We start from the raw sequence: 21307 nt of genomic DNA on the forward strand, positions 1-21307 counted from the left end.
AGTGAACTTTTAATCCATGCTTTTGCAGCTCTACGAATCATGATTGGAATGAACTAAGCTTTTTTGGAAATAAGTTCATTTCGTCTATTTTATGTTTATGCTAATTGTGACCGAATTGTGACAACTTTTTGTCTCTTTAGACGAAAAGTTGAAACAAAACGTTCAAAAAGGACAATTCTACATATCAAAAAAGGTTATGGAACGTTTCATCCATAACCTTTTTAAGTCCAATCCTACAACTCATCCACCGTACTTCATGTGATCTTTGTAGAGTTGTTTTATTTTCATTCATTGACATCAAAGCAAAACTTCGAAAATACTTCCCACACAAGTTCATTTCTGCTACTTACCCCAGTCTTTTCAAAAATGGATTTTAAATGATCTTGTACCGTGTATATAGATATACAAAGTTCTTGGGCTAATTCCTTTGTCGACATACCTGTAAGAATTTTACGTATTACTTGCTTCTCACGTATTGTAAAACTATAAGCTTCCATAATAAGTGGAAAAATCTCTTCCGGTCTTGCTCTTTCGAATAGAACAATATAACCACCTTGAAAACTACTTGTACGTTCTAACTTACTAGCCCGAATGATTAAAAAATGGCCATAGGCTAAAGGTAGACAAACGTTTTCTTCTCTATTCATACACCCTACATTATACTCGTTAGCCTTTACTTTCGAACAAACCGCACGTATTGGCCTTGGTATTTCTTTTATATTTAACTGTTCATGCTTTCTAAGATTTGAAAGCCACTCGCTGCCACCTTGATTCCAATATAATACACTAAAATCCTCACTTACTATAATCGTACCTGTGCCTATCACCTTCTCTTCTGAAAAAGGTATAGAAACTGTCTTCTTTAAAGCCTCTCCAGCGATTGGGACTATCGTTGCTAAGTACTTACAATCATCGATATGAAAAGCGGGACTTATACTTCCTCGAAATAAACTAAGATGGCCATAACATTTCCCCTTACTCATACAAACGCCCCTTAATTCATCTCCAAAACTTGCTGGTTTTAAAATATTTCGGTATCTAGAGCTTTTCTTTTGTTCACCATTTGTCGCCATACTTAGAGAAGCAACATGAGGAGAGTGTTCTGTTAAACATTTAAATTTATTAAAATCATCTTCTAAAAATTCATTCATAAACAATTGTGGATGAATCTTTTCAACACTCTCATCGGTAAATGCCCCAGTAGATAAAAAAGAAATTGGGTCTATAGTTGTAAAACAAGCGGCGTCAAAATCAATAACTTTACGTATCAAGTGGAGAAATGACTCTTGAAATGATCTTATAGAACTTATATGATTCGCTACCATTTTAATTTCTTTCATTGTTTTTTCATGCATCCTCTTCCCCCCAGATTTACGGGATTGTTCCCCTTCATAATTTCATTTCATAATAAACCTATAAAACACATACTTAGGAGGTTAAAAATGAATTGGAATGATACTACCGTAAATTCATATGAACAAAGAATTCCATGTAAAATCCCAGGCTACTACCACCTATATGAAATGATGAACCATTTTTTATTTACTACACTCCCTATAAAAAACATGAATCCAAATTTACTAGTTATAGGTGCTGGTGGCGGACAAGAAATTCTCTCAATAGGCAAACAAAATAACAATTTATCTTTTACAGGGGTCGATCCATCTGAAAGCATGCTACAGTTAGCTAAAAAAAGAATTAAAAACGAAGGCATACAAAACCATGTTCATCTTGTACATGGAACTATCCATACATTATTACCAAATCAGTTATTTGACGCTGCCACCTGTATGCTTGTCCTGCACTTCATTCCAACTAATAAGGAGAAAAAAGAACTTATTAATGATATTAGTAGTCGCCTAAAGCCTGGTGCGCCATTCTTTCTCTCTTCAATAAATGGTGTACCCCATACAAGTATGTTTTCTACACAATTACATGCTTGGCGCAACCATATGATGCAAAATCAAATTCCATTAGAAGATTGGGACCGATTTGAAAATTCTTTTGAAACAGAAATATTTCCTATTTCCGAAGCTAATTTATTAACCATTATGGAGGAATGTGGCTTTACTCAAATGACTCGCTTTTTCACTAGTTTTTTAATTGATGGATACGTTGCCTTTAAACAATAAGGAAAAAAGGTAAGCAATTGCTTACCTTTTTTCCTATACGTAACTAATAAATCTCAATCCTTTACTTAAAGACGTCGGCACAACAGATGCATGATTCTCCCCTTCAGCTTCATAAAACTTAAATTTAAGTTTATCGTGGTTTACTTGGAGAAGGCGCTCTGATAATTCATTTGCACCTACAACCATATGCTCTCGTTCTAGTGACCCAACTGTAAGGAACACTCCTGTTTCAAACTTAGCATTGTTTAATTCATGTATAAGGTTCTCTTCTTTTTCAAGTACAGATTTATTATTCCACCATATAGATGGACTACTAATAAAATAATTTTGAAAAGCATTTAAGTTTGTAAATAGTATATGGAGAGCAAATAGTCCACCTAAAGAATGCCCAAATAACGTTTGCTTACCTTTATCAATCTCAAAATTCTTTTCAATTTGTGGTTTCAGTTCTTCTTCAATAAAAGTAAAGAAATTATGTGCTCCTCCTGTTTTAGGCCACGGTTTACCATCTGGTTTTAAAGGAGCATCTTTTGAAATTACGCTAGGCGTAAAATCATAGCATCTTTCTTCCCCTGAAAATGCGCCTTCAATTGGATAACCCACTCCTACTATAACAGCTGGTGAAACACCGGTTTTTTCCGCTCTTACTGATTGTATTTTAACTGCTTCATGAAATGTTTGAAAAAAGGCATTGCCATCTAATACGTAAATGACAGGATATCCTGAATCCGGTGCTGGTTGCCTCGGCTTTGAAATATGAATTTGATATTCTTTACCTTTTAATTTTGAATACATTTTCCACTGCTCTGTATTAGATGTTATAATCTGCTGTTTTTCAACTGTAGTATTCACCCTATCCCCCCCTTTTTAACTTGTTACATATATTTCGATTTTTTCTTCTTGAGATACAACGCTATCATAACCGAAACAAACAGGAGCCCCGTTATACGGATCAATCATGACACGCGCATCAATATGAAATACTTCTTTTAACACTTCATTTGTAATGATTTCTTCTGGGCTACCAGTTATAACAATTTCTCCTTCCTTCATTGCAATAATTTCATCTGAAAACCTTGCTGCATGATTAATATCATGTAATACCATAACAACCGTACAATTATGTTCTTTATTTAACTTCTCCACAATTTGTAATACATCTAATTGATGAGACATATCAAGGTATGTAGTTGGCTCATCTAATAGCAACACTTCTGTCTCTTGTGCTAATGCCATCGCTAGCCATACCTTTTGTCTTTGACCGCCCGATAAATTTGCAATTTGTCTCGTCCGAAATTCAGAAGTTTTCGTTATATCTAATGCCCAATCAATCATTTCTTTATCTTTTGTCGTTAACTTATTTACGTTATTTCGATGTGGATAGCGTCCATAAGAAATTAATTCTTCCACTTTAAGTTCACCTGGTGCAATTGGCGTTTGCGGGAGTAAAGCTAACTGCTTCGCAATTTCTTTCGTTGGAATTGTATGTAAATCTTGCCCTTGCAAATATACTTTTCCGCTTTTTTGTTTTAAAATTCTTCCCATTGTTTTTAACAATGTCGATTTACCGCAACCGTTTGGACCTATAATTGTCGTTACTTTTCCTTCTTGTATTTCCACATTTAAATCGCGAAACACTGTAAGCTTTTCATAACTTGTTTCTAAATTTTTTGCACTTAAAATACTCACTTTTATTCCTCCTCTTACGCTTTCGCCTTATAAAGTAAATATAAGAAATACGGTACACCGACAATAGAAATAACGATTCCAACTGGTAGCTCTACAGGTGTGAAAACTGTTTTCGCAATAAAGTCTGAAGCAATTACAAGAAACATTCCTATTACGCCGCACGTAGGAATTATATACTTATGTTGAATACCGACAAGTCTTTTCGCTATATGCGGTGCCATTAGTCCAATAAAACCGATACTCCCTGAAACAGCAACACATGCGCTCACAAGTCCGATACTACTTAACAGTAAAATCGATTTCTCTCTTTCTACTGAAACACCTAAACTTGTAATACTCGTTTCTTCCAATTGAAATAAATCTAATAAATAAGCTTTCTTTTGTATAAGCGGAATTAAGATAATAAGCCATGGTAACATAGCCACAATATACTTCCAGTTTGCACTATATATACTTCCAGACACCCACACTGCAGCCATCTCGAAATCGGTTGACTTCATTTTGAGTGATAAATACATAGAGAATGCTCCAAACCCTGAACCGATTGCAATCCCTGTTAATAACAGTCGTTGCGAATCTAACTTACCGTTTTTCCAAGAAAACAAATAAATGATTAGCGCTGCACCTAATCCACCTATTAAACCAAACATAGGCATCATCATTATAGAAATCCAATCTGTGCTCTTTAGTTGCCCTTGAAAGAAAAACATAAAAATAACGATGGCTGTTCCTGCTCCGGCGTTTACGCCTAAAATACCTGGGTCTGCCAATCCATTTCTTGTAATCCCTTGAATAACGGCACCCGCAACACCAAGGCCTAATCCTACTAATCCAGCAATTACAATACGCGGAAGGCGAAACTCAAAAATAACTAAATCATGTTCTGGTACTGGATCAATTCTAAAAAGTGTTTTAAATACATCTGTAATCGTAATATCAAACGTACCATTCGTTAAACTAATGTAAATGGCACATAGTATTAAAAATACAATAATCCCCATCGTCATTCCAAAACGTTGACTTGAACTTTTAAGCATGTCTCTCTCCTCCTCTTGTACGAATTAAATAAAGGAAGAAAGGAATTCCAATTAAAGATGTTACGACTCCAATTGGCGTTTCAAATGGATAATTTACAAATCTACTTAAAACATCACATAACGCTAAGAAAACGCCACCAATAACGCCTGCACATGGCAAAATCCACTTATAATCTACCCCAATTATAAAGCGAGTAATGTGCGGAATAATTAAACCTACAAAACCAACTTTCCCCACTAAAGCAACTGCTGTTCCTGTTAAAAAGATAACTGATAAAATTGCCATCGCTTTAACTAGTTTTGTACGCTGCCCTAAATTAATAGAAACCTCTTCGCCTAATGAAAGAATGGTAATAGATTTTGATATTAACAGCGCTAAAATTATTCCAATTATCCCAAACGGTATCGTGATTTTAATGATATTAGGATCTACTTGATCTAATTTTGCATTAAACCAAAAACTAACATTTTGAGAAATTTGAAAATATGAAGCCATTGCAGCCGATACACTGCTTAAAAATGTTCCAATAACTGTCCCTATAATCGCTAACCTAACTGGTGATAAGCCATTTTGAAGGAGCGAACCAAAACCAAACACGATACCGGCTCCTAGTGCAGAACCAATCATTGAACATAAAACCATACCAATTGATGACATTCCCGGAAGAAAGATCATACAAAGTGTAATAACAAAGGCAGCGCCATCCGTCACACCCATAATAGAAGGGGATGCAAGATAGTTTCTTGTCATCCCCTGCATAAGTGCTCCTGATATGGCTAGAAATGCTCCGACTAAAAGAGCTGCAACTACCCTTGGTAAACGTGAAGTAATAATAATATTATGATTTACATCGCTTGAATCAAAATGAAATAATGCGTTCCACACTGTTTCAGCATCAATACTTTTCGCCCCATACAAAATCGAAAGTATAACTGTAAATAAGATGAGTATGGGTGCTATACATAATATGGTTACTGGTACTGCATTTGTTTTCTGCATATCATTCAACGCACCTTACTTATTGTATTATTTAGATAAATTTTTCACTGCTTCTTTTAAGAATGCTGTTTTACTCCAAGCAGTACCACCTTGTGCCATTGGATCTACAACATTTACAAATACTTTCTTTTCCTTCGCAGCATTCATACTTTGCCAAATTGGATTACTTTCAATTTCTTCTAACACTTTCGGGTTTTTATTTTCACTTGCCTCATATTGTAAGAAAATATAATCTGGGTTAAGTTCAGCAAGTTTTTCAAATGAAATTTTCTCTTGTGCTTTTACAGTTTTCAATTGTTCTGGAGCAGTTAGTCCAAGATCTTTATAAATTACAGGGTTGAAGTATACTCCATCTGGATATAAGAATAATTCGTTTGCTCTTAATCTAATGACAAGTACTTTTTTATCTTTTAACTTATCTCCTAGTTTTGCTTTTGCTTTTTCAGCGTCCGAATTGTAGTCTTTAATAATTTTTTCTGCTTTATCTTTTTTACCAGTTAATTCTCCCATTAACTTTAAGTTATCTTCCCAATTTGTTGAAACGTGTGATACCGGGAATGTAGGAGCTACTTTCGTAAACTTTTCAGCTGTTTCTGCTGGGAATTTCGTACTCGATGTAATAACATCTGGTTTTAATTGTAGTAATGTTTCGAAATTTGGTTGCATTTTCTCACCAACAGATTTCGCACCTTCTAACTCTTTTTCAAGGTATTTTGGTAATTTACCACCTACAGTAATGGCACCAACTGGTTTAATTCCAAGTACCGCCGCATCTTCCATTGACTCTAAACTAGCTGTCGCAATTTTATCTACTTTTGCTGGCACTGTATATTCTTTACCTAAATATGTAATTTTTCGTTTTTCATCTTTTTTCGTTTCCGTAGCTTTTGTCTGTTGTTTTTGCTCGCCTGAAGTTTTATCCGCACTATTACATGCCGCTAAACCTACACTTAAAACTGTAACCATCCCTAAAGTAAATAATTTCTTGTTCATCTTTATATGTCTCCTCTCGAATTTTCAAACTATATTCTCAATAAAATTTAACTATATGAACCTTGTCTCAAATATATATTTCATTAGATTAATAATTTTATCCAGAACTCATTCACGTTCACTTCCCCTAGACTATAATTCTTTTACACCTTCATCACTTGATAACCGTTTCTACTGATAATGATTATCGTTACTAAGTATATATTTAATATGAAATTATTTCAAGAATGATTTGAAAAATTTTAACAAACTGAATTAAAAAAAGAAGTATCCGCCTGATTTTAGGGAGATACTTCTTTTTTTAGAAATTTATATGTAATTCAACTGGACAATGGTCTGATCCCATTACTTCACTATTAATTTTCGCTTCTGTTATTTGGTCTTTCATTCTTTCCGAAACAACAAAATAATCTAAACGCCATCCGATATTTTTCGCTCTCGCGCCCATACGATACGACCACCACGAGTATGCACCTTCTTGATCAGAATAAAGGTAACGATACGTATCAATAAATCCTTCTTCTAAAATACATGTAAATTTCTCTCGTTCCTCATCGGAGAATCCAGGGTTTTTACGATTACTTTTTGGATTTTTCAAATCGATTTCTTTATGAGCAACATTTAGGTCTCCACAAAAAATAACTGGTTTTTTCTCATCTAATCGTTTGATATAGGATCTGAAATCATCTTCCCATTTCATTCTGTAATCTAATCGTTCTAATCCACGTTTTGAATTTGGTGTATATAACGTGATCATGTAAAAATCTTCGAATTCTAATGTAATAAGTCGCCCTTCTTGATCATGCTCTTCAATTTCTAAGCCGTATGTAACAGAAAGCGGTTCTTTTTTTGTAAAAATAGCCGTTCCCGAATACCCTTTTTTCACAGCGTAATTCCAGTATGTATAATATCCCTCTAGATTTAAATCAATTTGGCCACTTTGCAATTTAATCTCTTGCAGACAAAATATATCTGCATTAGATTCTTCGAGATATTCTAAAAATCCACCCTTTGCAATAACTGCACGTAAACCATTTACATTCCATGAAATTAACTTCACTTATAGTCCTCCTCTTGATGTTCACTTTCAAAGTTCATGCTATCACAAAATAGAAAAACAATCATATGTTCATCTTTGTAATCTTGCTCTTACATTTGTAAATACGTACATACGCACTTTATTCAGGTTATACTACTTTCAGAGGTGATGTTTTTGCACAATGAAGGGTTAACATTAACGAGTGAGTATTGGCATGCAATTATTCATAATGATTCTTCCTATGATAGCAAATTCTTTTATGCTGTGAAATCAACTGGAATCTTTTGCAGGCCATCATGCAAATCAAGAATACCGAATAGAAACAATGTACGAATTTTTCATCATGCAGAACAAGCATTAAGTGAAAACTTTCGCCCGTGCAAACGTTGTAAGCCAAACGGGATCACTTTACCTAATGAAGAGTGGGTAGAACAAATTAAAGACTATATCGAAAAGCATTATGACGAATCCTTAACTCTCGACATGCTTGCGGAAATGTGTCATGGTAGCCCTTTTCATTTACAGCGTACTTTCAAAAGAATAATAGGGCTAACTCCTATAGAATATATACAACAATTCAGGGTTCTTAAAGCAACCGAATACCTTTTACACACAAATCAATCTATTAAAGAAATTAGTACTGCTGTCGGGATAGAAAACCCAGAGTATTTCGCAACTTTATTTAAAAAGAAAACCGGATTTACTCCTACTGAATATCGAAAAAAGAACGAAATGAAAGAGGGATACGATAATGAATTCCTACAAAAATAATTATATATATTGGACGCTACTTACACATAAAAATTGGCGATTTCATATTGCTGCAACTGAAAATGGACTATGTTTCATTGGATCACAAGACGAAAACTTTGAAGAATTAAATATATGGGCTAGAAAAAAACTGCCCCAACATATATTGATCCATAGTCCAGATTACTTGCAAATATATACGAAAGAAATTATCGAATATTTAGAAAGCAAGCGAGAAACTTTTACATTCCCTATCGATGCTTATGGAACTAATTTTCAATCATCTGTTTGGAATGCGGTACGTGAAATTCCTTATGGAAAGACCTATTCTTATACAGAAATTGCTGAAAGAATTCAAAAACCTAAAGCTGTGCGCGCCGTTGCTTCTGCTATTGCTGCTAACCCTCTTCTTATTACCATTCCTTGTCACCGCGTTATTGGGAAGAATGGGAAACTAACCGGATTTAGGGGTGGATTAGAAATGAAGAAAAAATTGCTTACATTAGAAAAGTTGCAGGTGGAATTCATACGACAGCAGAATATAATAGCGCATTATCTATAGCAGTTCCAAAAGAATTTTGTTTCCAAGAAAATTTACGTTATCTATCACGTTCTAACAATGAATGTATGTTCCATATTGAAGATAACAAAATTTATAAAGTTATCCCTGTTCAAGATATAAATCCTTTAGTTGAAATTAGTGTGAATACAGATGGCAATATTCAAATACTTTGTTTAGAAGAATCATTCACATCTGAAAAATCGATACGTGAAGCTGTAGCTAACTATGTAAAAGAATGGTTTGATTTAACTACTGATTTAGCCCCCTTTTATACATTAGCTAAACATGATTTACTCCTTCAAGGACCAATTGAACAATATTATGGCCTTCGTACTTTAGGTATTCCAGACTTATTTGAGGCACTTTCCTGGGGAATTATCGGTCAACAAATTAACCTAACATATGCTTATACGCTAAAAAGAAGATTAGTTGAGCAATTTGGAAGTTATGTAGAATGGGACGGTAGAAAGCATTGGATATTCCCATCACCTGAAACAATTGCAAATCTACATGTAGAAGATCTCCAACAATTAAAAATGACGACTAGAAAATGTGAATATTTAATCGGTATTGCGAAGCTTATCACAGAGGGAAAACTATCAAAAGAGGATTTACTGCAAACACAAGATGTAAAGGTTGCTGAGAAACAATTAACCGCTATCCATGGTATAGGCCCATGGACTGCCAACTATGTTTTAATGCGTTGTTTAAGATTTCCTTCAGCTTTTCCAATTGATGATGTTGGTCTGCATAATGCAATTAAATTTATAACAGGTTCCGAAAATAAACCGACTAAAAATGAAATAAAAGATTTCGCGGCAAACTGGGCTAATTGGGAGTCTTATGCGACTTTTTATTTATGGCGAGTACTATATTAAAAGAACCAAGTAGCACATTCGTACTACTTGGTTCTTTTTTAAGCTTGCTCCTCAAAACGTCTTGCAATTTCTACAATAACTTGAACGGCTTTTTCCATATTATCTACCGAAACATACTCAAATTTACCGTGATAGTTTTCGCCACCAGTGAAAATATTCGGCGTCGGTAATCCCATATATGATAATTGTGATCCATCTGTGCCTCCGCGAATCGGATGAATATTTGGTTCAATGTCTAAACTTTTCATTGCTTCATATGCAATATCAACAATTTCTCTTACCGGTTCAATTTTTTCAAGCATGTTATAGTATTGATCATTCATTTCTAAGACGACTGCATCTTCACCATACTTTTTTTGCATATTCTTCACAATATTTTTAACGTTATTTTTACGTGCCTCAAAATTTTCACGATCAAAGTCTCGAACAATATAATACGCTTTACTTTGCTCAACATCACCATTTAAAGAAAGTAAATGATAGAATCCTTCATAGCCTTCTGTATATTCTGGCGCCTCTTCTACTGGTAAATGCCCATTAAACTCCATAGCCAGTTTAGTTGCATTGCGCATTTTATTTTTCGCTGTTCCAGGATGTGTATTCGTTCCGTTAAACGTTAACTTAGCACCTGCAGCATTAAAACTTTCATACTCTAAACCACCTAATGGACCTCCATCCATCGTATAAGCGAATGATGCACCAAACGCTTCTACATCAAAATGCGCTGGCCCACGACCAATTTCTTCATCCGGTGTAAATGCTACTCTTATTTTCCCGTGCTTAATTTGCGGATTATGTATTAAATGGTTCATTGCAACCATAATTTCTGTAAGACCAGCTTTATCATCTGCTCCTAGAAGTGTTGTACCATCAGTTGTAATAATGGTATGCCCTTTATATGATGGTAATTCCGGGAACTGCTCTGGTGTTAACACAACATTTAGCTCTTCATTTAACGTAATTGCATTACCATCAAAATTTTCATGAATTTGTGGCTTGACGTTTTTCCCTGTAAAGTCTGTTGCCGTATCTAAATGAGCTAAAAATCCGATTACAGGAACATCCTTGTCCGTATTAGCTGGAAGTGTTGCCATTACATAGCCATTATCATCCATCATTACTTCTGTTAACCCAATTTCTTTTAGCTCTTCCACTAATAACTTACCAAACTCAATTTGTCCTGGTGTTGTTGGTACTGTATGGCTTTCTTCATTTGATTGCGTATCAATTTTTACATATCTCGTAAATCTTTCAATAAGTTCTTGTTTCAAGTTCATTCACTCCCTTTTACGTTTCTCTCTCCATTATAATCCTTAAAACGAAATATTTTAACTTTTTTGACTGTGAAGATACATATTTCATTTACATTGTTAACATTTTTAAACGAATGATAAAAAGACATAATATTTGTACATTAAAACCGTAACAGGTAACATACATAATTATAAAATATGGGAGGTTTTAAAGATGAGGCTAACTCTCTTTCGCTATTTTCTTTTTTTCTTAGGATTAATTTTCTTTGGCCTTGGAAATGCTCTTGCGGTCAAAGTTAAATTTCTAGGCTTGCACCCTTGGGAAGTTTTAAATATGGCTCTCTACCAAAAGTTTGGATGGACCATTGGTACGTGGAGTGTCATATGTGGGTTATGTCTCGTTCTAATATCTTTACTAGTAGATCGAAAATATATAAATGTCGGTACATTTTTGAATGCACTACTTATCGGTCCCATTATGGACTTTTTCTTACAATCAAACATGCTTCCAGACGCTAGTAATTATTTATGGATAAACTTACTCATTTTATTTTCTGGTATTGCCATTACAGGTATCGGGGGAGGGATGTACGTTGCAGCTGGGATTGGCGCTGGCCCTCGTGATGGATTCATGCTTACTATTTCCGACAAAACAGGACTTTCTATTAGCCATGCTAGAATCATAGTAGAATGTATTGTACTAGTTGTTGGATTTATGCTAGGCGGTCCTGTTTTCATCGTAACTTTTCTGTACACCTTTATTCAAAGTCCAATCTTTCAGCAATCATTTAAGATGTTTCAAACACTTTTACATACTTTACATAACAAAAAGAAAATTAGTGAACATATTTAAAGTACTGCTTAATGCAAATAAATTCACCCTATTTACGACTCCCGCCGCAAATAGGGTGTTTCTGTTTTTATCTCGCAATTTAAGAATATATAATACTACTCATTCACAATAAAAGTATATACATCATCATAAATACAACCATTTACTTTAATCACATACTTCCCAGGTTTATTAAAACTAATTGTGTATTTATTTAACTGAATTGCTTCTTTATCTCCAGAAAGAATATCAATACTTCTGCCACTTAATACATACAATTCATTTAGATCCATCGTTACATCAATTGTATTGAAATTTTCCACTTTCACTTGCTGTGCTTCCGCAACGCTTACACTTGGTTCTAAAAACAGTAGTCCACTTAATCCAATCGTCCCCGCTAAAGCAACTCCCGCAAACTTTTTAATCTGTTTCATTACAATGACCTCCTTATAGATTTTGCGTAAAGGTGATGTCCCCCTTACACCACAAAGCCTATATGTAATGAAATGAAAAGTAAACGGGGACTGTAAGACAAAATTCTACATCTTTTTCTCCTATTGAATATAAATCCAACGTTTGGAGTTTTGACACATTTAAAATTGTTTCCCTAAACCAATTCCCCCATAATTTATTCAAATACTGAATAATTACTTATTGATTTAACATTCTAAAAATAGTTGATAAAGATGCTTTCTATTCAAAAAAAAGACTTTGCTATAAAAGTAACTTTTACAACAAAATCCATGCAACTAATTTTATTCCGCTTTCCATAATCTCTCTACATTCATTAATTGTTCTTCTTTAAACTCCATCTTATATATATCCGGTTTTGACGTATTCATTAAAAATTCAAAACCATATTGTTTATCAAAATAGTTCATCATTAATGTCATGACAAGCCCATGTGTACCAATTACAATTTTGCGTCCTTGAAAATCTATTAAGATTTCTTTTAATACTTTCACTACTCTTCTCTGGCAATCTGCATATGACTCTCCTTCCGTTCGTGAAAAGTCCGGATTAGAGAACATCTTCTGTACAAGTGGATACACCTCTTTGTCTGATATAACCTGACCCTCACTTGAAAACATACACTCTTTAAGATTTTCATATACTACTATTTCTTTTTCATGGAAATTAGCTGACTCCTCTATCGTTAACATAGCCCGATTATAGGGACTGGAAATAAAAGTATCAATTTTCTCCGCTTTTAATATGTCAGTTACTCTACGGGCATCCATACGTCCCTTCTCAGTTAACCCGCGCATTCTTTCATTTCCTTCTAGTTTTGGTGATTCACCATGTCTAACCATATAAATATATGTGCTCATAATTTCTCCTTAAAATTGTTTATTAGTTAATACATCACGTTCATTTATCCCATTTCAACACTTAAGTGTAATACTAAAATACTTTATAAAATGTGCTGATTTGTTCGTCTAATCCATTCTCCTACTAAACTCTCAAATAATTCAGGCTGCTCAATTTGCAAATTATGCCCTGCCATATCTAACACTGCTAATGTTGCCCTGGGATATTCTTCAATAATTTCTATAATATTTTGATAACCTACTGATATATCTTGTCTTCCAGTCAGTAAAAGAACGGGCTTTTCATATTTTTCACGCTGAAAATCCATAGTAAGAGAGTAATTCTTTTGCAACCTTTCAATAAATTCATAATTAGCAACATCTAACCCAGGCTTAATTTCTTCTTTAAATCGCGTATATGTATATTCATTTGCTATTACAGCTAACTCACAAAATTTCTCTCTTTCCGTGGAAGTAAGCGTATTTAAAAATTCCTCATCTTGTACAATTACCTGTTTATCTGGAAGAATCCTTTTTTCTGGCTCCGCTACAACAACAGGACATACTAATAGTAATCCGCTAACTCTCTCAAACATCTTTGTAAGTATACCTTTGGCTAAATAGCCTCCATATGATTCTCCTACCAATAAAAATTTTTCAGTAGAAATGATTTCCTCAATAAATGTGATAAGCACTTCTACTATACGATCTGAACTATTTATCCAATTTGGAGCGTTCGATTTCCCCATACCAGGTAAATCAATATATATTCGCTTATAACCTTCATATTTCTGAAATACTGATTCCATACATTTCATCATTAACCTATGATCAGGGGCGCAGCCATGTATGATAATGACCGGTTTACCCTCTCCCACAATTTCATAGTATATTTCTGCATCTTTAATTCGATATATCATAAAAAAACCTCCCTATTTAGTGGCAATACTATCCACTCTGTAAGAATACACGTTCTTATTTTATATCCTTTCCCTATATTTTCACAAATGTTAATTTTCAGATTTAAAATAAAAATCTCGCCTAAAAAATCCTCATCATTTTATATGCAATTTTGCATCTCCACTTACAAATCACTAAAAAAACTTTACAATTCAAAGGATGACTAAATATACAATTTCTATTTAAAATCTTGATACAGTCTATACTATCAACCACAATGTTTTTTTAACTTTAAGAATACTTACACTATTTAACACTTTCCTTATAAACATGATTTTTATAAGGAAATCTGATACAATTCTTAAATAATATTATTATGTATAGATATAACGAACATAGTACATAATTAAAGAAGGTGATTTCATTGAAATTAAATAAAAATTTACAATTATGTATATTAATTGGGACATTAATATGCTATTCAATCTATTTTATGTTTTTCTATCTGTTCCCTACTCATTTTTCAAATTCAGATGTACGCTTCGCTTCACTTATCGTTGAAGCCATTACATTTGTATCACTGATTTACTCTATATATTCTAAAAAAGTCAGTTCAAATCCGTTTTGGATATGTATTACAATAGCAATTGGTAGTTTTTTATTAGGGAAAATAGTATATACATATCAGGATAGCTTCTTCGAAATTCCAATACATCGTTTTACTGTTTCTGATGTATTTTACATGTTTTTTCTATTTTTCTGTCTTATCGCTTTCTGCTATAAAATTTTAAAGGAATGCAATAAATGGGAAAAAGCGTTCTTTATTTGTGATATATGCATAGTGCTTACTTCCATATTTACATTAGAATGGTATTTATTTAACCAACCAAGTTTAAATATATTCTCTCTTTCACTAGGAGATGTTTTCCTTTCATTTTTATACCCAATTGCAGATTTATTATTTCTGCTGCTAGGTGTTAGTCTCTTTTTCCGTCCAACAATTTTTAAATCCAAACGGAAAATTTATATCTTTATTTTTGTATTAATAAGTTCTGCAACTTTTAACTATATTTATTTTTACTTAAATAACCACTTATCAACTGAAACGATAACATTATTACGTCTTTTATATAGAATACCTATATTACTTATTGCAATAGCTGGCTCTATTCCAGAAGATCATAATAGCCATAAAAATTATTTCATTGTAAACCCTATAATAGGAAAAAAAGCTTTAGTTGTATTTCCCTATCTTGCTGTTGCAATACTAATCGGGTTTACATTAAAAGAACAAACATCATCTTCAACTCTCATTACAGGAAATTGTATTACTTTTATTTTCGTACTCATTCGTCATTCTATCGTACGTATGCAAAACAATTCCTTAACAAAACGTTTGCAGGCATTTAATGCCCAACTAGAAGAAAAAGTTACTTTACGGACGTCTGATTTAGTTCATAAATCAGAGGCTCTTTCTCAAAAACAACAAAAGTTTAAATCATTATATGAATATCATCCTGACCCTATTTTCACCATTGATTTAAATGGAATATTCTTAAATGTAAATAAGGCTGGGAGTGTACTACTTGGTGCACCAACGGATGAGTTACTAGGTGAAACTTGTTTTTCGATTATTTTAGATGAAGATAAGCATAAGCTAGCATTGGCATTAGAGAAAGTGAAACAACAAGAATCGGCATCCTTACAACTTAGTTCTCAATATAAAGATGGCTTTACTTATTTTTTATACGTTACAATCATTCCTATTATAATAGACGGACAAATTTCAGGAAGCTATATTATGGTGAAAGATATTACTGCACTAAAAAAACAGCAAGAAGAAATTAAATATTTAGCATTCCATGACACAGTAACGAAAATTGGGAACCGTGCCTTTTTTCATAAAAAATTAAAGAGAGTTATAAAAAATGCTAAAATAGCAGAAAGCGAGTTTGCATTATTATATTTAGATTTAGATCGCTTTAAAGCAATTAACGATACACTTGGACATTCGTCAGGAGATTACATATTAGAAGAAGTAGCAAAGCGATTCCAATCATGTCTTCCATCACATACTCATCTTTCAAGAATCGGTGGCGATGAATTTACAATCATAATTGAAAACTATACTGACGAAGATTACTTATTCCAATTATGTAACCAATTATTTGAATGCATGAAAAAATCATTTATCATACATGAGCATAAATTAACTTTATCACTGAGTATCGGCATCGCTATTTATCCACATTCCGGAATCGATACCGCTACACTCCTGAAAAACGCCAATGTTGCAATGTATGATGCAAAAGCAAAAGAGCTTAACTCTCTCTCTATTTATGACGATGTAATCGCTAAAAAAATTGAAAGACGGTTACGATTAGAAAAAGATTTACCAAACGCACTACAAAATGAAGAATTGTTCCTTTTGTATCAACCTCAAGTTGATAGTGAATCTAATAAAATCATCGGTGCAGAAGCTTTAATTAGGTGGAATCATCCTGAATTAGGTATTATTTCTCCATACGAGTTTATTCCGATTGCAGAAGAAACACTACAAATTATTTCAATAGGAAAATGGACATTAGAGCAGGCTTGTAAGCAAATGAAACGTTGGCACGGACTCGGATATTCACATTTAAAAATAGGTGTAAATTTATCTGCTAAAGAATTTGAACAAGAGGATTTTGTAAGGTCTATTTCTTCTACTTTAACAAATACAGGTTTACCAGCAAGCTCTCTTGATCTTGAATTAACAGAGCGAATTGCAATGATGGATGAACGAGAAACATTGATAAAACTGCGTACACTAAAAAGTCTAGGGATTCACATTTCAATCGACGACTTTGGTACAGGTTATTCTTCGCTAGCCTACTTACCTTTATATCCAATTGATACATTAAAAATTCCGAGAGAATTTATTACAATGTCTGAAACATGTGATGATGGAATGGAAATTATTAAAACAATCATCACATTAGCAAATACACTAGGAATGTCTGTCATTGCTGAAGGTGTAGAAACAAAAGAGCACGTAAATTTCCTTCAAAAAAATAAATGTCAGTTTATTCAAGGTTATTATTACAGTAAGCCTATTCATATTGATGCATTTACTGAGCTATTAGAAAACGGCATTCACCCATATTACATAGCTAATTGGAATAACTAACAATAAATTTGAACAAATATAGTAAAAAGGAAAGAAGATACCTTCTTTCCTTTTGTTTTTCCATTTACATTTCTATTACTTCACCACATCATTTATTATATCTACTAATTGATGAATCCCCTCATCATTTGTTTTTTTATATTCATTCATGTTTTGAATATATTTCTCCTGATTTGTATACAACTTATTTACTGCATGTATAAATGTATTCGTATTTACTCTGTCTTGGAGTATTACTTCCGCATATCCTTGCCGTGAAAAATATTCAGCATTTAAACCTTGATCTCCCCTACTGGAACTGTTAGTTAACGGGATAAGCAACATCGGTTTCTTCAAAAATAACAATTCAGAAATAGCAGTAGAACCCGCTCTGGAAACTACAACACTTGCCATATTTAGTATATGCGGCAACTCGTCTCCTATATATTCAAATTGCATATACCCCTCCATGCCAATAGATGGGTCTACCTTCCCTTTACCACATATATGAATAATATTAAAGTTTAATAGTATTGTATCTAAACATTTCCTTACCATATCATTTATCCATTTAGCACCTTGACTCCCACCCATAATTAATAACACTGGTTTATCTTGTTGAAATTCACAATATCTTCTTCCTCTTAATACGTTACCCTTCTCAATTTCTTCCCTTACAATCGGTCCTACATAAACCTTCTTCTCATTACTTACATTTTCTCCTGTCTGAGGAAATGTTGTGCATAGCTTTGTAGCAAAAGGTAATGCTATTTTATTGGCAAGTCCTAATGTGCTATCTGGTTCACGTATAATTATAGGCACACGATTTAACCATGCTCCTATAGCTACAGGAACTGAAACAAATCCTCCTGCTGAAAAGATAACGTCAGGCTTTGTTTTCTTAATTAATTTATAACTTTGTAAACAACCGCTTATAATTTTAAAAGGATCTTTAAAATTCTCCCAATCCCAATATCTCCTAAGCTTGCCCGTTGAAACACTATTGTATTTAACATTTTTCACTAATGATTTTTCAATTCCATTTTTGGATCCAATATACTCGACTCTCCATCCTTGCTCTATAAATTTAGGAATTAATACAATATTAATCATAACGTGTCCGGCTGTACCGCCCCCAGTAAAAAGAATCGTTTTGCTCATAACTTATACCCACCTTTATTATTAAAAATCTAGCTTTATATTTACCTTTTAAATGTAAATAAACTTATTATTTTTTATATAAACCTTTAACTCCACCTCTATATCTTGTAAAAGATCTTTAATGAGTTCATAAAAATCATTTCCATACTCACTACACTCATATTGAGCAAAGATTTGAATCACATACCTAGTTTCGGTCTCTAATGCTGACTTTATTCGATTAACCCTTTTTTCTTCTACATACGCTTGATATTTATGTATTGCCTCATAAAGACGCAATACATGCGCTTCTTCATCTTTCCAGTCCAGCGTATCAACAATTGAAAGAAATAGCGTATTTTGATTATCTATTACTTCATAACCATTCATATATTTCTTACACCCTTTTTTGTTTTTCATTGCATGCAGATGTCACTACACTTCGCATACTCAAGTACATCTTTTAATGATTGATGAAATTCAATTTCTGGGATCCAACCTAACCTTTTTATTTCCTCTATTACTAAACTCTCATTTGAGTCGCTCCCACTTTTCTCTGTTTCCTCTATAAAAAAATTTAGCTGTGTTAATTCTTTATATTGTTCTAGTACATCTAATAAAGATCGTTTTACTCCTGATCCGATGTTATATTGTTTTCCATTTATTCCATCTCGTAATAACACATGATACGCTTTAACCGCATCACGTACATCTAGAAAATCTCTACTATCTTTCAAACTGTTTACTTCAATAATAGCTTTACTTCTACCTGATTCTATATCTATCATTTTCTTTGCGAGAATCGAACAAATGCCATTCGATACCCCTGGACCAATTAAATTTGAAGGCTTTGCAATGATAATATTTGAATCCATTAATTCTCCCCAAGCCTCTGCAATAATGACTTGCATCGTTTTACTTAAACTATATGGATTTGAAATTTTCATTTCGTCCATACTATCTGCTTGCAAAGCAGATCCTATAACTAATGTTCTACAATGCGATGCTTCTTGCTTAATTGCTTCTAATAAATATAACGTTCCTATTACGTTAATCTCTATATATTCAAGAGCAGATGTCCAAGATTCTATGACCGAATTCCTTCCTGCTAAATGCAATACGTAGTCTGGCTTTATTTGTTTCATTACCTTTATTACTTCGCTCTTATTAGTTAAATTACAAGTAATACCATTTCTAATTTTTTCTCTATGTGCACGATTTTGAAACATAGGAATTACATGAAAGCCCTGCTCTAAAAAATATTGGCAAGCATGGCGTCCTGTAAAACCATTTGCACCAGTTATTAAAAGGCTCGCATTTTTTTTCATCGCAAAAATCCTCCTTTTAATAGCATTTGTTTCACCTCATGTTTTGCAAGTAAGTCTTGTTGAGAACTAAAACTCTTCACATCCACTAGCGGATAGCTAGAATAATATTCTTGAAGTCCTTCTATAGGAATGGTCGGTAGTACCACAAAATAATTTTGATCAAAACTTATACTTGTTTTACTCTCTACCTCAGATAAAAGCATTTCACTTAATTTTTCACCTGGTCTTATCCCTACCTCTTTTACCTTAACGTTCTTTTTTTCCGAATCTTCAATTAACACTTCTGCTAAATCTGTTATTTTACATGCCGGCATTTTCATAACAAAGATTTCCCCGCCTCTACCTTGATATACGGCTTTAAATAACAATCCAACAGCATCTTCAACTGTTAAGAAAAATCTAGTCATATTCGCATCGGTAATCCCTACTTGTGAAGATTTTTTAATTTGTTGTTTAAAAAGCGGTACTACACTTCCACTCGTCCCTAAAACATTTCCACCACGAACACAAATGAATTTTGTTTTCTTCGTTTGTATATTCGCATGAACCATTAATTTTTCACCAATTGCTTTTGTCATCCCATACGTATTTGATGGATCAGCTGCTTTATCCGTTGAAACATATATAACTTTTTCAACTCGCATCTGTATAGAGGCTTCAATTACATTTTGCGTACCATGTATGTTGGTTTTTATAGCTTCATAAGGATAATACTCACATACTGGAACGTGTTTTAAAGCTGCAAGATGAAATATATAATGTACACCTTGGCAAGCATAGACTAGTTGATCTTTATCACGAATATCTCCAATAATAAATTTTAACCTTTCATCATTTATAAACTGTTGCTGCATTTCAAACTGAACCGTTTCATTTCTTGAAAAAATTCTAATTTCTTTCGGTGATTTTTCTAATAGTTGTTTTATAAGTTCATGCCCCCACGAACCTGTACCACCAGTAATTAAAATTATTTTATTTAACATTCCTTTTCCTCCTACGAAACATCTCAATTTAAATAGTATTTATTGAATTATTTTCAATTGATTCAAATCATAATCGTCGTTTGTTACATTTAATTGACAAAATAAAAAAACAGAAACTATTAAACAACGTTTCTGTTTTTCATTTCACCTCACAACAGTAAGATTTTTTATACTGTTTGCATGATAAATAAATTCCTTGTAAAAAAACACCGCTCATTTATTTCTTATACTCGTAATAAAATAAAGTGAAACTTTAATCAGTGGGGATATTGTTTATCCCCCACTAATTATCAGCCCTCACCAATCGGGCTTTTACGGGCAGTTGATCCCCCA

At 33.3% G+C, this 21307-nt stretch carries 21 protein-coding genes; 6 read left to right on the forward strand and 15 right to left on the reverse strand.

The genetic code is table 11. The annotated features are described in order from the left end of the window. Positions 1 to 284 precede the first annotated feature (284 nt). On the reverse strand, positions 285 to 1355 hold the full coding sequence (locus tag ACYFX0_RS03220) for a helix-turn-helix transcriptional regulator (RefSeq protein WP_000544759.1): 1071 nt from the start codon (positions 1353 to 1355) through the stop codon (positions 285 to 287). An 87-nt stretch (positions 1356 to 1442) separates the two neighbouring features. On the opposite strand from ACYFX0_RS03220, the gene ACYFX0_RS03225 reads away from it, so the two are divergent. Next, entirely contained in the window at positions 1443 to 2132 is a 690-nt protein-coding gene (locus ACYFX0_RS03225) for a class I SAM-dependent methyltransferase (RefSeq protein ID WP_001104344.1), read from the forward strand. A gap of 33 nt (positions 2133 to 2165) precedes the next feature. Here ACYFX0_RS03225 and ACYFX0_RS03230 read toward each other — a convergent pair whose 3' ends face one another. The 6 genes from ACYFX0_RS03230 to ACYFX0_RS03255 form a co-directional block, all read right to left on the reverse strand. Next, a complete protein-coding gene (locus ACYFX0_RS03230) occupies positions 2166 to 2984 on the reverse strand; it encodes an alpha/beta hydrolase (RefSeq protein ID WP_001098706.1) in 819 nt (272 codons plus the stop codon). A 15-nt stretch (positions 2985 to 2999) separates the two neighbouring features. Continuing rightward, positions 3000 to 3821: an ABC transporter ATP-binding protein gene (locus ACYFX0_RS03235; protein WP_000025762.1), complete on the reverse strand. Its 822-nt coding sequence runs from the start codon at positions 3819 to 3821 to the stop codon at positions 3000 to 3002. 14 nt (positions 3822 to 3835) lie between these two features. Continuing rightward, entirely contained in the window at positions 3836 to 4858 is a 1023-nt protein-coding gene (locus tag ACYFX0_RS03240; RefSeq protein WP_000920455.1) for a FecCD family ABC transporter permease, read from the reverse strand. Continuing rightward, complete coding sequence (locus ACYFX0_RS03245; RefSeq protein WP_001173054.1) at positions 4851 to 5858, reverse strand: FecCD family ABC transporter permease; 1008 nt, start codon at positions 5856 to 5858, stop codon at positions 4851 to 4853. Before ACYFX0_RS03245 ends, ACYFX0_RS03240 begins: the two co-directional genes overlap by 8 nt. A gap of 27 nt (positions 5859 to 5885) precedes the next feature. Then, entirely contained in the window at positions 5886 to 6851 is a 966-nt protein-coding gene (locus ACYFX0_RS03250; protein ID WP_001035504.1) for an iron-hydroxamate ABC transporter substrate-binding protein, read from the reverse strand. A 301-nt stretch (positions 6852 to 7152) separates the two neighbouring features. Further along, on the reverse strand, positions 7153 to 7911 hold the full coding sequence (locus tag ACYFX0_RS03255) for an exodeoxyribonuclease III (protein WP_000767606.1): 759 nt from the start codon (positions 7909 to 7911) through the stop codon (positions 7153 to 7155). 153 nt (positions 7912 to 8064) lie between these two features. Between ACYFX0_RS03255 and ACYFX0_RS03260 the strand changes: the two genes are divergently transcribed. Genes ACYFX0_RS03260 through ACYFX0_RS03270 form a run of 3 tightly spaced genes read left to right on the forward strand, consistent with a single transcriptional unit; the run spans position 8065 to position 10080 of the window. Beyond that, positions 8065 to 8661, forward strand: a complete 597-nt coding sequence (locus tag ACYFX0_RS03260) for a bifunctional transcriptional activator/DNA repair enzyme AdaA (RefSeq protein ID WP_000551298.1) — start codon at positions 8065 to 8067, stop codon at positions 8659 to 8661. Further along, complete coding sequence (locus ACYFX0_RS03265) at positions 8642 to 9202, forward strand: methylated-DNA--[protein]-cysteine S-methyltransferase (RefSeq protein ID WP_460269865.1); 561 nt, start codon at positions 8642 to 8644, stop codon at positions 9200 to 9202. Before ACYFX0_RS03260 ends, ACYFX0_RS03265 begins: the two co-directional genes overlap by 20 nt. Then, complete coding sequence (locus tag ACYFX0_RS03270) at positions 9163 to 10080, forward strand: DNA-3-methyladenine glycosylase 2 (protein WP_460270076.1); 918 nt, start codon at positions 9163 to 9165, stop codon at positions 10078 to 10080. Before ACYFX0_RS03265 ends, ACYFX0_RS03270 begins: the two co-directional genes overlap by 40 nt. Before the next feature lie 38 nt (positions 10081 to 10118). On the opposite strand, the gene pepT is transcribed toward ACYFX0_RS03270, so the two are convergent. Continuing rightward, on the reverse strand, positions 10119 to 11351 hold the full coding sequence (pepT, locus tag ACYFX0_RS03275; RefSeq protein WP_460269867.1) for a peptidase T: 1233 nt from the start codon (positions 11349 to 11351) through the stop codon (positions 10119 to 10121). A gap of 196 nt (positions 11352 to 11547) precedes the next feature. Between pepT and ACYFX0_RS03280 the strand changes: the two genes are divergently transcribed. Then, a complete protein-coding gene (locus tag ACYFX0_RS03280; protein ID WP_106081624.1) occupies positions 11548 to 12186 on the forward strand; it encodes a YczE/YyaS/YitT family protein in 639 nt (212 codons plus the stop codon). A gap of 95 nt (positions 12187 to 12281) precedes the next feature. Here ACYFX0_RS03280 and ACYFX0_RS03285 read toward each other — a convergent pair whose 3' ends face one another. The 3 genes from ACYFX0_RS03285 to ACYFX0_RS03295 all read right to left on the reverse strand — a co-directional run bounded on the left by ACYFX0_RS03285 (position 12282) and on the right by ACYFX0_RS03295 (position 14395). Beyond that, positions 12282 to 12599 (reverse strand): hypothetical protein, encoded by a 318-nt coding sequence (locus ACYFX0_RS03285; protein WP_000809494.1) that lies wholly within the window; start codon positions 12597 to 12599, stop codon positions 12282 to 12284. Between the two features lie 321 nt (positions 12600 to 12920). Further along, on the reverse strand, positions 12921 to 13496 hold the full coding sequence (locus ACYFX0_RS03290) for a histidine phosphatase family protein (protein ID WP_000109172.1): 576 nt from the start codon (positions 13494 to 13496) through the stop codon (positions 12921 to 12923). An 83-nt stretch (positions 13497 to 13579) separates the two neighbouring features. Continuing rightward, complete coding sequence (locus ACYFX0_RS03295) at positions 13580 to 14395, reverse strand: alpha/beta fold hydrolase (RefSeq protein ID WP_000640338.1); 816 nt, start codon at positions 14393 to 14395, stop codon at positions 13580 to 13582. A 404-nt stretch (positions 14396 to 14799) separates the two neighbouring features. Here ACYFX0_RS03295 and ACYFX0_RS03300 point away from each other — a divergent pair, with 404 nt between their 5' ends. Then, the gene (locus ACYFX0_RS03300; RefSeq protein ID WP_000773541.1) at positions 14800 to 17544 is read left to right on the forward strand and encodes a sensor domain-containing protein; all 2745 of its coding nucleotides are present in this window, start codon (positions 14800 to 14802) and stop codon (positions 17542 to 17544) included. Positions 17545 to 17619: 75 nt separating this feature from the next. On the opposite strand, the gene ACYFX0_RS03305 is transcribed toward ACYFX0_RS03300, so the two are convergent. Genes ACYFX0_RS03305 through ACYFX0_RS03320 form a run of 4 tightly spaced genes read right to left on the reverse strand, consistent with a single transcriptional unit; the run spans position 17620 to position 20974 of the window. Continuing rightward, positions 17620 to 18684 carry an undecaprenyldiphospho-muramoylpentapeptide beta-N-acetylglucosaminyltransferase gene (locus tag ACYFX0_RS03305; RefSeq protein WP_000047567.1) on the reverse strand — a complete coding sequence of 355 codons (1065 nt, stop codon included), beginning with the start codon at positions 18682 to 18684 and terminating at the stop codon, positions 17620 to 17622. 48 nt (positions 18685 to 18732) lie between these two features. Next, positions 18733 to 19083 carry a DUF6572 domain-containing protein gene (locus ACYFX0_RS03310; RefSeq protein ID WP_460269871.1) on the reverse strand — a complete coding sequence of 117 codons (351 nt, stop codon included), beginning with the start codon at positions 19081 to 19083 and terminating at the stop codon, positions 18733 to 18735. Next, the gene (locus tag ACYFX0_RS03315; protein WP_000739089.1) at positions 19080 to 19991 is read right to left on the reverse strand and encodes an NAD-dependent epimerase/dehydratase family protein; all 912 of its coding nucleotides are present in this window, start codon (positions 19989 to 19991) and stop codon (positions 19080 to 19082) included. The genes ACYFX0_RS03310 and ACYFX0_RS03315 overlap by 4 nt, the downstream gene beginning before the upstream one ends. Next, complete coding sequence (locus ACYFX0_RS03320) at positions 19988 to 20974, reverse strand: UDP-N-acetylglucosamine 4,6-dehydratase family protein (RefSeq protein ID WP_097891011.1); 987 nt, start codon at positions 20972 to 20974, stop codon at positions 19988 to 19990. Before ACYFX0_RS03320 ends, ACYFX0_RS03315 begins: the two co-directional genes overlap by 4 nt. Positions 20975 to 21307: the final 333 nt, after the last annotated feature.

The organism is Bacillus sp. NEAU-Y102 (genome assembly GCF_054788175.1).